General features: G+C 72.1%; 10 protein-coding genes. 3 read left to right on the forward strand and 7 right to left on the reverse strand.

The window, feature by feature from the left end; translation table 11 throughout:
* The first annotated feature begins 116 nt into the window (after positions 1-116).
* Positions 117-1,379 carry a nicotinate phosphoribosyltransferase gene (locus AC59HU_RS08385; protein ID WP_497223489.1) on the forward strand — a complete coding sequence of 421 codons (1,263 nt, stop codon included), beginning with the start codon at positions 117-119 and terminating at the stop codon, positions 1,377-1,379.
* Positions 1,380-1,394: 15 nt separating this feature from the next.
* Here the strand turns inward: AC59HU_RS08385 and AC59HU_RS08390 are convergent, their stop codons facing one another.
* Genes AC59HU_RS08390 through AC59HU_RS08400 form a run of 3 tightly spaced genes read right to left on the reverse strand, consistent with a single transcriptional unit; the run spans position 1,395 to position 4,826 of the window.
* Positions 1,395-1,691, reverse strand: a complete 297-nt coding sequence (locus AC59HU_RS08390; protein WP_497222932.1) for a DUF3039 domain-containing protein — start codon at positions 1,689-1,691, stop codon at positions 1,395-1,397.
* A 22-nt stretch (positions 1,692-1,713) separates the two neighbouring features.
* Complete coding sequence (locus AC59HU_RS08395; RefSeq protein WP_497222933.1) at positions 1,714-3,282, reverse strand: ABC transporter permease family protein; 1,569 nt, start codon at positions 3,280-3,282, stop codon at positions 1,714-1,716.
* On the reverse strand, positions 3,258-4,826 hold the full coding sequence (locus AC59HU_RS08400; protein WP_497222934.1) for an ABC transporter ATP-binding protein: 1,569 nt from the start codon (positions 4,824-4,826) through the stop codon (positions 3,258-3,260). Before AC59HU_RS08400 ends, AC59HU_RS08395 begins: the two co-directional genes overlap by 25 nt.
* A gap of 235 nt (positions 4,827-5,061) precedes the next feature.
* Here AC59HU_RS08400 and AC59HU_RS08405 point away from each other — a divergent pair, with 235 nt between their 5' ends.
* On the forward strand, positions 5,062-5,367 hold the full coding sequence (locus AC59HU_RS08405) for a hypothetical protein (RefSeq protein ID WP_497222935.1): 306 nt from the start codon (positions 5,062-5,064) through the stop codon (positions 5,365-5,367).
* A 62-nt stretch (positions 5,368-5,429) separates the two neighbouring features.
* Here AC59HU_RS08405 and AC59HU_RS08410 read toward each other — a convergent pair whose 3' ends face one another.
* The 3 genes from AC59HU_RS08410 to AC59HU_RS08420 all read right to left on the reverse strand — a co-directional run bounded on the left by AC59HU_RS08410 (position 5,430) and on the right by AC59HU_RS08420 (position 9,050).
* Complete coding sequence (locus AC59HU_RS08410; RefSeq protein ID WP_497222936.1) at positions 5,430-5,735, reverse strand: helix-turn-helix domain-containing protein; 306 nt, start codon at positions 5,733-5,735, stop codon at positions 5,430-5,432.
* A 103-nt stretch (positions 5,736-5,838) separates the two neighbouring features.
* A complete protein-coding gene (locus AC59HU_RS08415; protein ID WP_497222937.1) occupies positions 5,839-8,562 on the reverse strand; it encodes an ATP-grasp domain-containing protein in 2,724 nt (907 codons plus the stop codon).
* Positions 8,559-9,050 carry an SRPBCC family protein gene (locus AC59HU_RS08420; protein WP_497222938.1) on the reverse strand — a complete coding sequence of 164 codons (492 nt, stop codon included), beginning with the start codon at positions 9,048-9,050 and terminating at the stop codon, positions 8,559-8,561. Before AC59HU_RS08420 ends, AC59HU_RS08415 begins: the two co-directional genes overlap by 4 nt.
* Before the next feature lie 64 nt (positions 9,051-9,114).
* On the opposite strand from AC59HU_RS08420, the gene AC59HU_RS08425 reads away from it, so the two are divergent.
* Positions 9,115-9,405 (forward strand): hypothetical protein, encoded by a 291-nt coding sequence (locus AC59HU_RS08425; protein WP_497222939.1) that lies wholly within the window; start codon positions 9,115-9,117, stop codon positions 9,403-9,405.
* On the opposite strand, the gene AC59HU_RS08430 is transcribed toward AC59HU_RS08425, so the two are convergent.
* Entirely contained in the window at positions 9,365-13,207 is a 3,843-nt protein-coding gene (locus tag AC59HU_RS08430) for a TM0106 family RecB-like putative nuclease (RefSeq protein WP_497222940.1), read from the reverse strand. The two genes, AC59HU_RS08425 and AC59HU_RS08430, sit on opposite strands and share 41 nt — an antisense overlap.
* Positions 13,208-13,320: the final 113 nt, after the last annotated feature.

Here is a 13,320-nt window from a genome sequence, read left to right on the forward strand (position 1 = left end):
GTCCGCCATCCTGGGTGGCCCTTTATGCTCGGATTGTGACCCCTTCCACCGGATCGACCCCCTCCTCGAACGCTGCGGGCTCCACCGCGCTGCTCACCGATCGCTACGAGCTCACCATGATCGACGCGGCCATCCGGGCCGGGACCCATGACCGGCCGAGCGTCTTTGAGGCCTTCGGGCGCACGCTCCCCCGCGGTCGCCGCTACGGGGTCGTCGCCGGCACCGGGCGGCTGCTGCAGCTGATCGCCGACTTCCGCTTCGGCGAGGCCGAGCTCGACTACCTGCGTGCGAACGCGATCGTGAGCCCCGCCACCCTCGACTGGCTCGCCGACTACCGCTTCTCCGGCACGATCTCGGGGTATCGGGAGGGCGAGGTCTACTTCCCCAACTCCCCGCTGCTCGTCGTCGAGTCGAGCTTCGCCGAGGGGGTGCTGCTGGAGACCCTCATCCTGAGCGTGCTCAACTACGACTCCTCGGTCGCGGGCGCGGCGGCCCGGATGGTCTCGGCCGCGCGCGGGCGGCCGCTGGCCGAGATGGGCTCGCGCCGCACCGGCGAGCGGTCGGCCGTCGCGGCCGCACGCGCCGCCTACATCGCCGGCTTCGGCGCCACCTCGAACCTCGAGGCCGGCCGCAGCTGGGGGGTGCCCACGATGGGCACCGCCGCACACGCCTTCACGATGCTGCACGACAGCGAGGAGGAGGCCTTCCGCGCCCAGGTCGACGCCCTCGGCCCGTCGACGACCCTGCTGGTCGACACCTACGACGTGCCGACCGGCGTCGAGACGGCGGTGCGGGTGGCCGGGCCCTCGCTCGGCGCCGTGCGCCTGGACTCGGGCGACCTGCTCACCCTGGTCGGCTCGGTGCGCGAGCAGCTCGACGCCCTCGGCAACACCGGCACGAGGATCACCGTCACCAACGACCTCGACGAGTTCGCGATCGCGGCGCTGGCCGCCACCCCGGTCGACTCCTACGGGGTCGGCACCTCGGTCGTCACGGGCTCCGGCTCCCCTGCGGCGGGCATGGTCTACAAGCTCGTCGCCCGTCAGGGCTCCGACGGCGCCTGGGTGTCGGTGGCCAAGAAGTCGGCCGACAAGGCGACGCACGGCGGGCGCAAGCATCCGATCCGCCTGCAGGACTCCTCGGGCCGTGCGGTCTCCGAGACCGTCTTCGTCGGTGAGGCGGCGCCTCAGGATGCACGGGGCCGGGCCCTCCACGTGCCCCTCGTCGTCGAGGGGGTCGCCCTGCCTGAGCACCTCGGGGCGGCGGGTGTCGAGGCCGCGCGCGAGCACTGCCGTTCGGCGCTGGCCGAGCTGCCGGACCAGGCGTTCCGGCTCGCGGCCGGCGATCCGGTCATCCCGACGGTGTACCGGCAGGTCTAGCCGCTCACCCGGACCCTACTCGTCGAGCAGGCGCTCGTAGATCTCCTTGCAGGTGGGGCAGATCGGGAACTTCTCGGGGTCGCGCCCCGGGGTCCACTTCTTGCCGCACAGGGCCTTGACGGGCTTGCCGGTCATCGCCGACTCGAGGATCTTGTCCTTCTCCACGTAGTGCGAGAAGCGCTCATGGTCACCGGGATCGATGTTCTCGGTGTTGAGGAGCTCCTCGAGCTCGCGATCGAGGGTGGTGGTGCCGCCTCCGCCGTCCGGGAGACCGCCGGGTTCGTCGACCCGTGCGAATGCCGCAGTGTTCATGGAGTCGATTCTAGATCGGGTTTCAGTTGCGCTGGGCGGCGGCGAGGATCTCGGGCCCACGGCGGTTGAAGATCGCCGCTCCCGCCGCGACGCCGCCGACGAGCACCACGACGCCGACGCCGAGACCGGTCCACAGCGACATCCAGAAGTACTCCGGGTCGACGAAGACGCCGAGCACGCCGTACACGATCGAGGGCAACGAGAGCAGCACCGTGCCGACGAACGAGAACGCCGGGGCGATGACGGAGGTGGCGCCCGTGGACTGGGGCTGGCTGAACGCACTGTCACCGGGCCGCGCCGCCGCGTAGGGGAACCGGGCCGAGAAGATGCTGCCGAGCCCGAGGCCGGTGAGCACGAGGCAGGTGCTCGCGCCGAGCACCGCGGGGAGGGCGTCGAAGTCGTTCGCGAACAGCACGCTGAGGAAGGAGCCGATGCCGATCAGCGGGATGGCGATGAACACGGCCGGGAACATCCGGCCGATCCGGTCGGCGAGCCCCACCCGGCCGGCGACCACGTGCAGCCAGATGGCGGTGTTGTCGAAGGCCACGTCGTTGTGCACGACCCAGCCGATGAACACGCACATGATCGGCACCGGCAGCAGGGCGGTGTACTCGATCGGCACGCCCACGAAGGCGAGCACGGCGACGGCGACGATCGGCACGACCGGCACGATCAGCAGCTGGGCGTAGTAGCGCGCATCCCGAGCCCAGTAGGTGAGCGAGCGGGCCGCCACGGCACCGGTCGGTGTGGTCGGGGTGCGGCCGAACCAGCCGAGGCCGATGTGGTCGCGTTCGGGCTGCTCGCGCCCGGGGGTCACGAGCATCAGGGAGACCAGCCCGCGCCAGGCGAGCCAGAGCAGGGCCACGGTCGCCACGGCGATCAGCAGCTTGAGCACTGCGAACACCCACTGGCCGTTCGCGGCGTCGGCGGGCACGGCCCAGACGGCGCCGAACGGGGTCCAGCTGAGCACGCTCTCGAGCGAGGCGAAGAAGCCGTTGCCGGTGGAGCCGCCGACGATCATCACCAGGGCGATGCCGGGCACGACGATCAGGATGGCGAGCACCCCGATCGTGGCGCCGATCTCCCGCGCCCGGCGGGTGTTCAGGGCGAACCCGGCGATCGAGACGGCCAGGCGTGCACCGAGGATGCAGGTCACCGGGGCGACGATCGCCGCGAGCACGGCCAGCAGCGTGGATCCGGGAGAACGCGACCAGGTCACGATCGTGGCGAGCGAGACGACGGTCACGACGATCGAGGGCACGCTGATCAGGGAGGCGACGGCCACGCCGCGCGCGATCTTCGCATCCGAGACCCCGAACAGCGAGAACGATCTCGGATCCATCGAGTCGCGCACCCCGAAGACCAGGGGCAGGAAGAAGAAGCCCAGCACCAGGAGCGAGCCGCCGATGACGACGACGGTGCGCGCCAGCACGGGCTCGGCGTCGCGGAGGGACACCAGGGAGATCACGAGCGCGATCGCCATCGCGATCCCGTACAGCACCCCGATCAGGATGCCCACCAGCTGGGACGGCCGGCGCGCGAACACGTTGCCGATCAGCCGGAACTTCAGTCGGAGGAGCTCAGCAACCATTCCATGCCTTCTGCACTCTTGCGGCCGCCCGCGAGCTCGACGAAACGACGCTCGAGCGAGCCGCCCTCGCGCACCTCGTCGACGGTGCCCTTGGCGAGCACCCGCCCTTCGACGATGATGGCGACGCGATCGCAGACGCGCTGGATCATGTCCATGCTGTGACTGGAGAGCACGACGGTGCCGCCGCCCTCCACGTACTTCTGCAGGATGTCGACGACGTTCGCGGCCGACACCGGGTCGACCGACTCGAACGGCTCGTCGAGCACCAGGATGCGCGGCGAGTGGATCATCGAGCAGGCCAGCGCGATCTTCTTCGTCATGCCGGCGGAGTAGTCGGTGACCAGACGCCCCAGCGCCTCCTCGAGCCCGAACGCGGCGGCGAGGTCGTCGCTGCGCTGGGCCACCGTGGCCGAGTCGAGGCCGCGGAGGGTGCCGGAGTAGTACAGGAGCTGACGGCCGGTGAGACGGTCGAACAGGCGCAGTCTGTCCGGCAGCACGCCGATCAGGCGCTTCGCCGCCACCGGGTCGCGCCAGACGTCGTTGCCCTGCACCGTGATCGAGCCGCCGTCGGGCCGGAGGAGACCGGTGACCATCGACAGGGTCGTGGTCTTGCCGGCGCCGTTCGGCCCGACGATGCCGTAGAACGAGCCCTGGGGCACGTCGATGTCGATGCCGGCGACGGCGGTGGTGCTGCCGAACTTCTTCACCAGGCCCGAGATCGAGAGCACGATGTTCGTCGGGTCGATGTCGCGGACCACGGAGGGGATCGACTTCGCCGTGATGCGGGGGCGGGCCGGGGTACGGGGGGTGCGGGCGGTCGGGGCCTTCGAGCCCTCGGCGCGGGAGACGGGCTTGCGGGGAGCGGCCGGGCGCCTGGGGGCGGTCTTGGGCTGCGCGGGGGCGTCGGCGGCCGCTGCCTCGGTCTCGTTGGCCCCGGCCTCGGTCTCGATCACGATCACGGCCTCGGTCTCGTCGATCTCGGCCTCGACGATCAGGGCCTCGAGGTCGGCGAGGGAGTCGGTGTCCTGCTCGACGTCGGCGGCTGAGGTGGACTGCTGAGCCTGCGGCTGGTCCGGCGCGGGGACGGTCTCGTTCGTCAGGGACTCGGACGCCACGACCTCTGGGGTCGATGCGGCCGTCTGCTCTGCCGTCGCCTGCTCAGGAGTCGTCTGCTCTGCGTCCGTCTGCTCGGCGTCCGGCTGCTCGGCGAGGGTGCGGGCGGCGGCGGCCTTGGCGGCCGCGGTCTTCGTTGCCGCCGTCGTCCGGGCGGGAGCGGTCTTCGCCGGAGTCGCCTTGGCGGCCGTGGTCCGGGCCGTCGCGGGTCGACGGGCCGCCGCGGGCTTCGCCGGCGTGCCCGATTTCGTCGGAGTCGCCGGTTTCGCCGTCGTCGGCTTCTGCGCTGCGGGCTTCTTCGCGGGCGCCCGGGTCGCCGGGGCGCGGCCCGTCACCGCTGCGGACGCCGCCGACTTCGCGGGCGCCCGGCGCGGGGCACCGGCACCGCCCGATGCTCCCCCGGCGTCCGGCGTGTCTGACTCTGAACTCACCGCACCAACCTATCAATCCCGATCCGGACACGCACGAGGCCTCGTCGTGCGTTCACGAAGCTCCTAGTCTGACACCTCCGAGGGGCTGTCGACGCATCACGAAACAGAATCGATACAGACCCGGGCGCATCCACCTCTCCACCACAGCCGCCCGCGCCCACCGAGTTGTCCACATCCGCCCGACGGCACCGCGTCCACCGCCCCGATCGTCGGTAGCCCACACTTGGATGTCCCCATGGCACGCACTCACCTCACACCCCTCGACACCCCGTCCGCCGCCTACGCCGTGCCGCTGCAGCTCGATCGTCGCGACGCTCCGCACAGCTATCGGCTCACCAACATCAGTCGCGAGCCCCTGCGGGGTCTGGCATTCACGCTCCACGGGTCGGGCCTGATGAAGGCCACCCCGCCACTGCTGCTGCACCCCGGACAGCAGGTGCGGCTACGCATCCACGGGTCGTCGCTCGAGGTGTCGGCCATCCTGGTCGTCCGGTGGTTCCGGCCGAACGGCGACGAGTACCTGTGGCGAGTGAGCTTCTGAGCGTGCGGGCCTCAGGAGCGTCCGGGCCTCAGGAGCGTGCGGGCCTCAAGAGCGTCCGGGCCTCAGCGCTTCTCGGCCTCTTCGCGGGCGCGGATCAGGTCGGCCACGGTCACCTTGTGCGGGCGGTCCGGCAGCAGGTCGGCGGTCATGCCCTCGAGCAGCCGGCCCGGGTTCATGTTGAGCGCGCCGGCGATGCGCAGAATCGTGTGCAGCGACGGGTTGGCCTGGCCCCGTTCGATCTTCCCGAGGTTGGTGAAGTGGAGTCCGGCGAGTTCGGCCAGCTCCATCTGGTTGATCGAGAAGCGCTGCCGCTCCTCACGGATGCGCGAGCCGAGCAGGCGGGCGGCATCGGAGTGGACGGTGGTCACCCGTTATGCCTACCTGCCGCATGTCCGTGCAGCCAGAGCGCACGGAATACATGTGTTTGAACCTATATCGTCTACGCTGCCGCCGCTGTCCGGCTGGTCCTGGTCAGAGACCGGCCCGCTGCACCGCCGGCGCCGCCACCCGGGAGACCAGCAGATCCAAGACCGCCCAGGCCGTGCGCTGACGGAGCCCGAGGTGCTGCGCGTTCACGGCGAAGTACTCCAGCTCGGGCTCGCCGCCCCGGTGGCGCTTGAAGTCGGCGACCCCGCTGGAGGCGTGCAGGTCGGCACCGTGCTCGTGCGCGGTCTGCGCGATCAGATAGCTCAGCATCCGGTACAGCCCCGTCTCGCGGGGCAGTGCGGTGTCGTAGCCGACGACGGGGGCGGCGAGCAGGCCGTGGGCGACCGTGTAGCCGACCACCGCATCCGCTCGCCCGTCGCGTTCGAGGAGGAGGAAGCGGAGGAATCCGGAGCGTTGCGCCAGGGCGATGAACTCGGGCGTGTAGTCAGGGTTCAACCGGGAGTACTTGTCGAGGTAGAGCAGACCGTAGAGCTGGGCGATCCGCTCGAGGGTCGCCCGGTCGGAGCTGCGGGTGGCCGGATCGATCGGTGCGGGCCGCACGGTGTAGCCGGAGGACTCGAGGAGCGCGCGGTCGCGACCGACGTCGCGGAGGCCCGCCCACTCGTCGTCGCGGGTGGGCGCGAAGAGCACGCTCCGCGACGGGATGAGGCGGTAGCCGGCGCGCCGGAGGGCCTCGGGGAGTCGCGTCGAACGGCCGTGCACGCTGCGCCACCCGACGGCGAGCTGCGGATGCGCGGCGACGAGCCTCCGGGTCACGTCGGCGACGGCGGCCTCACCGAGGTCGGGCAGCAGATTGGTCGACACCAGTGCGTTGCCGACGATCGCAACATCGTCGGCGCGCCCGGCCCGGAGCACGCGCTCGAGCACCGCCAGCGCGGCCCGCCCGGCCACCCGAGCCGCCCGCGAGTCGACCAGCCGCAGCTCCTCCCGGGCGTAGTGCACGTAGTGGCTGATCGGAGACGCGACGTAGCTCGGGCGATCGTGCTCCCCGCGCGTGAGCGGCGGGAGGGTGACAGGCATGAGTGCGCCGTCGACATCGATCGCCTCGAGGCGCACGTCGGCGTTCGCGAGCAGGCGGGGTCGTGCGTGGCTGGTCGGGTGGCCTGGGTCGTCGGCCGGGTCGTCGTGGGCGACGGGAGGCGGGACGGATGCGCGGAAGCCTGCGACGAAGTCGGGTACCCAGGGCGCCGCGGGAGCCCTTCGGGGCGGCAGTGGCTCACCGTTCCACTCGATGTCGGCGGTGGCAGCGGCGAGAAGCGGGATGCGGAGCCGACGTGCCGTCGCCAGCTGCACCGCGAGTGACCGCACGAGCACCTCGACGGGAACCGCGTCGCCGCGGGACCGGAGCACGTCGGGCGACCGGAGCTGCCGCGTGAACCTCCGCAGCCCGCCGATCGAGCGGACGGCCGGCGCGGCGTACAGCAGGTGCGGCAGACCGAGTCGAGCGCCGACCCGCCCGCCTGCGACGAGCCCCGCGGCCGCAGCAACGACCTCGGCGGCAGAGGCGACTGCCTCGCTGGGAGGCACGACCATCTCTTGGGGAGTGGCGGCGATGCCTGCGGAAGGGGCCAGGAGGAAGGCGGAGGTCAGGTCGTCCGCGGGGGTGAAGAGGTGGAGGCCGCTCGTGGCCCGGGGATTGCACTCCAGCACCACGACCTCGCCGGCCTGCGGTTCGGAGCGCGAGCCGGCGCGGCGGATGAGGTCGAGGCCGAACTGGCCGGTGAGGGTGAGTTCGGCGGCCAGCACGAAGGAGATCCGGAGTGCCTCGACCGCCTCGACGGAGGATGGATCGACCCGTTCGAACGCGACTCCTGCCCCGGCGCCCGCGCGCGCCACCGATCGGTAGGCGACGAACGCGGTGATCCGGCCTTCGACAGCCACCGCGTGGCAGCTGAACTCGTCGCCGACCACCCACTCCTGCACGAGCCAGCGCTCGTCACGGGTCACGCGCCCGGGCTCCGGAAGCGGTTCGCCCGACGCCGCGAACAGCGTTCTCGACCCGAACCGCGAGAACGCCGGCTTGACCACCACCCCGGCCGCCGCATCCCCTGCAGTCGCGGTGGCCGCGGTGGCTCGATCCCGGGCCGCGTCGAGACGGCGCCAGCGGATGCGGGAGTCGACGACCGTGGTCTGCGGGTGCGGGATGCCGAGGGCGCCGAGCAGCTCGACGAAGGCAGCCTTGTCGTGGAGCCGCCGGAGGACATCGAGAGGCGGCGCGAACAGCGGCATCGCGGCGACCGGATCGTCCGCCGTCCGCGCGCCGAACCGGTCGAATGCGCCGGCATCGGCATCGACGACGACGTCGGCGTCGGCATCGGCGTCTGCATCGGCGCCGGTATCGCCGTCGCCGTCGGCATCAGCATCAGCATCAGCATCAGCATCGGCATCGGCATCAGCATCAGCAGCAGCAGCAGCAGCAGCAGGATGAGCCGCGGACGCCTGCACGTCGGACGACCCACGCGCACCCGCTGCCTCGGCCCGCGCCGCGGCGAGCCAGAAGATCTCCTCGTTGCAGGGGATCACGAGGTCGACCTCGTGCCGGCGCGCGATGCCGGCGATCGCCTCGGCGAACTCGCGCGGCCGGAAGCGGGCCGAGGGCACGCGGTAGGCCTTCCCCACCGCCCGCGACCGCGAGGCGAGGGCCGGCTGCGAATCGGCAACGACGACGAACACTCCCGCCGCCGCGAAGTGCCGGGCGAGCTCCAGGGTCGCGGGTGCCCGCGAGCCCGTCAGCAGGACCGCCGTCACTCCCCGCCCTCGGCGACGCGGATGCACTCGGCGAGGCCCCGACGCATGTACGCCATCCAGATCGGCCCGATCACCCCGGAGACCAGCAGCCGGCGACGCGGCAGCGGACCGAAGCCGTAGCTCCAGCGGATCGTCGAGCCCCCCGGCGCGGGCGCGAACTCCCAGCGCGCCGCAGCGTCCGAGACGAGGTGCCCGAGCGCCTTGGTGTAGTCGGTGACGTCGTAATCGAAGCGGCCCCGTTCATCCGGAGCCGCCGGCCGGTCGTACCGCACCAGGTGCTCCCGGAAGCGGCTGCCGTCGGAGAGGTGCACGGTGCGCTGCTCGCCCGGTCTGCTCCACGGGCCGGTCTGCTCGGAGACGCCCGTGACGGCGGGGATGACGAGGAAGCGGTGGAACAGCGTGCTGTCGTCGCGCGGCACGACCCGGTCGAACGCCGTCTGCGCGTCGACCGCGGTGTCGCCGATGACCGAGAACTCCACGAATTCCATCCCCACACCGTAGCGCGGGCGCCGTCAGACCGGCGCCGCCGAGCTCCTCCCCTACGCTGGTGCCATGCCCTCCTACCGCGTGACCATGATCGTCGGCCCCCTCGAGATGGGAGTGCGGCCCGAGGAGGTGCTGCCGACCCTCACCCAGGCGATCGCCGACTACACCACCGTCGAGGCCTCGGACATCGCGATCTCGGCCGGCGCCCCGCAGGTGACCGTGCGCTTCACCGCCGACGACGACCGGGCGGCCTTCCTGATCGCCGAGCAGGGCATCGACGGCACCCGCGTGTCGATGGACCCCATCGCCTGGGCGGTCACCCGCCGGGTGAAGGGGCAGTGGGAGCCCCTGCCGTGAGCCGCAGGAACGCCGACAGCGTCGCGAGCTCGGCGGTGTTCGCCGGCAGGTGATCGGTCAGCGCCGGTGAGTACACCAGGTGCGCCACCCACTTCGCCCGCGAGATCGCCACGTTCAACCGGTTCTTCATGAGCAGGAAGGCGATGCCGCGAGGCACTTCGACGGCCGACGACGCCGCGAGCGACACGATCGCCACCGGAGCCTCCCGACCCTGGAAGGTGTCGACCGTGCCGACGGCGACGCCCTCGAACCCCGCCGCCGACAGGTGGGCCCTGAGCCGCTCGACCTGCGCGTTGTAGGCCGCGACGACGATGACGTCCTGCGCCTCGAGGGGCCGGGGGCCGTTCTCGTCGGCCGGGTCGGTCCAGAGCCGGCCCACCGCATCCCGCACGATCGCCACCACCCGCTCGGCCTCCTCGGGCGATTCGGTCGCGTTGCCCTGGTGCGCGACCGGATGCAGCACCAGCCCGGGCTCGACCCCGTCCAGCCGACGGGCGGTCGTCGCCACCGGCTCGGAGTGCAACTCGCCCTCGTAGGAGAGCGCGCTGACCGGGGCGCAGACGGCGGGATGCATCCGCCAGCTGACGTCGAGGAAGTAGCCGAGCTCGTGCGGCAGCACATCGTGCCCCTCGGTGAGCCAGCCGAGCGCCGACGCGTCGACGGGTTCGGGATGCGTGCCCTGCGTCACCTGCGGCAGCTGCTGCGGGTCGCCGAGCAGCAGCAGGTTGCGGGCCGCGACGCTCACCGCGATCGTGTTCGCGAGCGAGTACTGGCCCGCCTCGTCGATCACCAGCAGATCGAGCTGCTTGCGGCCGATCCGACCGAGGTTCGTCGCGTCCCACGCCGTGCCTCCGACCACGGCCCCGTGGCCGTTCGCCGCGGCCCCGGCCAGGAAGCGGGCCAGGCCGTTGGTGCCGAGCGCGGTGTACCCCGCCTCCGGATCGGAGGTCACCTTGCCCACCCGCGACGGATCGACGCCCGCGCCGACGATCGCGTCGAGCATGTTCTCGACCACTGCGTGCGACTGGGCGACGACCCCGACCGTCCAGCCGTGACGGTTGACCAGATCGGCGACGACCCGGGCACCCGTATAGGTCTTCCCGGTTCCCGGCGGGCCCTGCACCGCGAGGTACGAGTCGTCCAGCGCGAGCAGCGAGTCGCGGATGGCGTCGATCGCTCCGCGTGACCCCTCGGCGACCGGTTCGAGCGCCCGGCCGTCGCGACGACGCGGCACCGCCCGGCGCAGGATGTCGACGGCGGGGTCGGCCGGGAACGCGGGCAGCTCGTCGGCGAGCTGCTGCCCCCACTCGGCGATCGCCACCTGGAGCGACGCCGTCTTCGGCGGCGCCGACGGCGCGACGGCGATGGGCACCGCCGTGTACGGCTCCCCCGCCATCGGCAGCGACTCCTCGAACTCGTACTGCGTGATGCCGTTCGTCAGCTGCACGACCTCGCGGAGGACCGTGCGGTCGTGGGCGACCCGGTCCGTGGGCCGCGAGCGGGGCGCGGGCCACGGATGCGGCGGGTCGTAGACGAAGAACCGGCCCCTCGCCCCCTCCTCGAGCCGGCTGCCCGGCGCCAGGACGCCCCTGACCCGAATGCGGCGCCGCAGAGCGCGCTGGCCGGCGTCGCGGTACCAGTCGCGGTCGACGACCGAGGCCTCGACGGTCAGCACGTCCCGGGTGTCGGCCCACTCCTCGAGGGGCTGCTCCAGCCGGGCGTAGTGCTCCCACCAGAACGACTTGTCCTCCCGGCGGTGGTAGTCGATGGCCGCGGCGGCGAGAGCGACCGCCATCCGGTCGGCCGGGCGCTCGACGAGACGCGGATGCACGGCCCAGGCGGCCAGCGACCGGTGCAGCGCACTCGGCTCGAGGTCGCGCTCGTCCGTCGGAGGCACGGCCGAGCCGCCCTCTAGCCCGGGCAGCCCCGTGGCGTCGCCGGCCACCCCGGCACCGGTGTCTCCGCCGAGGCCTTCGCCGGGCGTGCCGTTGCCGGACAAGGCCGACGCAGAAGACGCCCCGCCCGACCCCGACTCGCGCTCCGACTCCCGCTGGTGGAACTCGACGGCCCTCCCGAGCAGCCAGTCGCGCAGCTCGAGCGTCGAGACGCAGTCGTACTCGTTGTAGTCGGCGATCTCCTGCAGCTGTCGCTCGGCGGCCTGCGCGGCCACGGGATCCGTCTCCCCCGCATCCCGCAGCGCCACGTACTCGGCGTAGGCCGTGATCGAGTCGGCGGCATTCGTCACGCCGCTCGCCCGGTACCGGTCGCCCATGTAGAGCGGCTCGAGCTTCTTGAGACTGTAGGAGGGCGAGCTGACACGGACGCTCTTCTTGACCACCGGGTACAGGTCGACCAGCACACCCGCCCGCAGCAGCTCGTCGAGCTGCTCCTCCCCCACCCCGTGCCGGGCGCAGAGCGACTGGAGGTGCGCCCGCTCGTAGTCGGCGTAGTGGTAGATGTGCATGTCGGGATGCTCGCGCAGGCGCGTGGTCGCGTGGTCGAGGAAGCGCTCGAGCGCCACCGCCTCCTCGGCGTAGGAGTGCGCCCAGAACGGGAGGAACACGGTCTGCCCGGGAGTCGAGGGATCGTGCTCCACCAGACCGAAGAGGTAATCGAGACCCCAATCCGCCCGCGTGCCGTCGGGGCCGGGTTCGGAGTAGAGCGGATCGCCCTCGAAGTCGAAGAAGATGTCGCCCGGATCGGGGGCGGGGAGCGCGTCGAGCGCCGCCGGATCGAAGACGCGATAAGTGAGGGCACGACGGCCGTCGCGCTGCAGCCGGGCCTGGTCGCGCAGCGCCTCGAGGGTCGCCGACCCCACCCCCGGCACCTCGCCCGAGGATTCGGCCAGCTCGTCGAGGGTCGTGATGCCCACCGCCCGCAGGCGCGACCGCTGGGTCAGCCGCATCCCGGCGACCAGGAGGAGGTCGCGATGGGCCGCCACCTCCGGCGCGCAGACGTCGCACCGCCCGCAGGCGGTGAACCGGTCGTCGCCCCAGCGCACCGGCTCGACGTCGGCCGAGGCGATCGCGCCCCCGGTCACGCCCGCACGTGCGCTCACGCCCGGATTTGGGCTCACACCCGCGTTGGCGCCCGCACCCGCGCCCGCTTCGGCGCTCGCACCTTCGCCTGTCGCCGCGCCGATCCGCGCGTCGAGCAGTTCTTCGAGCCGCCGTCGCCGGTCGAGGTACACCGGCAGGATGTCGCGCAGCAGATGGGTCGACCGGGTGCCGTCGCCGAGCAGCAGATGCACCTCCTCGCCGAGGGGCACCCCGAGCCGGGCGAGCTGCTCGGAGTAGGCCGCGACCTGCAGGAGCGCCGTGATCTTGGCGTGACGGGCGAGCTTCGTGTCGTACACCTCGTAGACGGGCACCCCGTCGGCCGAGTCGTCGGACGCCCGCACGATGAAGTCGGCGAAGCCGAGGAAGCGCCCGTCGAAGAACGTCGCCTGGAACACCACGTCGGCCCCGGCACGGAGCGCCGCCACCGTCAGCTCCTCGGCCCGCGCGAGCTCGGCCGGTGCCGTACGCTCCGGCCGCTCGATCTCGGCCACGCCACGGCCGCGTTCGGGATCGAAGGGGCCGTAGCGGAGCCGGTAGGCCTCCAGCGTGCGGAGCTCGTGCGCATCGCCGAGGCGTGCGGCGCGTTCGAGCATGTCGTCGGTGACCTCGGGCAGCGGCGCGATGCGGCCCAGCTTGGCGTCGAGCCGGCGCACCAGCGCGAACTCGCACACGGCGGCCGCCGTCAGGTCGGTGGCGCTGTAGAGCACCGACGTGGGGGCACCCGCATCGACGACGACGATCATCCGTTCTCCTCGCGCTCGGGGCCGGTCGGGACACGGATCCTTCGGGCCGCCGCCAGACTAACGGCCGCCCCCGACATCGCCCGCCCGAGCACCACGGCCCGGGAGTCCGACCC

The sequence above is a fragment of the Herbiconiux sp. 320_LB genome (genome assembly GCF_059691755.1).

What these genes read in the sequence shown, in the direction of transcription:
- AC59HU_RS08385 (WP_497223489.1), top strand. Translation starts at nt 117, where the DNA reads ATGATCGACGCGGCCATCCGGGCCGGGACCCATGACCGGCCGAGCGTC.
- AC59HU_RS08390 (WP_497222932.1), bottom strand. Translation starts at nt 1,691, where the DNA reads ATGAACACTGCGGCATTCGCACGGGTCGACGAACCCGGCGGTCTCCCG.
- AC59HU_RS08395 (WP_497222933.1), bottom strand. Translation starts at nt 3,282, where the DNA reads ATGGTTGCTGAGCTCCTCCGACTGAAGTTCCGGCTGATCGGCAACGTG.
- AC59HU_RS08405 (WP_497222935.1), top strand. Translation starts at nt 5,062, where the DNA reads ATGGCACGCACTCACCTCACACCCCTCGACACCCCGTCCGCCGCCTAC.
- AC59HU_RS08420 (WP_497222938.1), bottom strand. Translation starts at nt 9,050, where the DNA reads ATGGAATTCGTGGAGTTCTCGGTCATCGGCGACACCGCGGTCGACGCG.
- AC59HU_RS08425 (WP_497222939.1), top strand. Translation starts at nt 9,115, where the DNA reads ATGCCCTCCTACCGCGTGACCATGATCGTCGGCCCCCTCGAGATGGGA.
- AC59HU_RS08430 (WP_497222940.1), bottom strand. Translation starts at nt 13,207, where the DNA reads ATGATCGTCGTCGTCGATGCGGGTGCCCCCACGTCGGTGCTCTACAGC.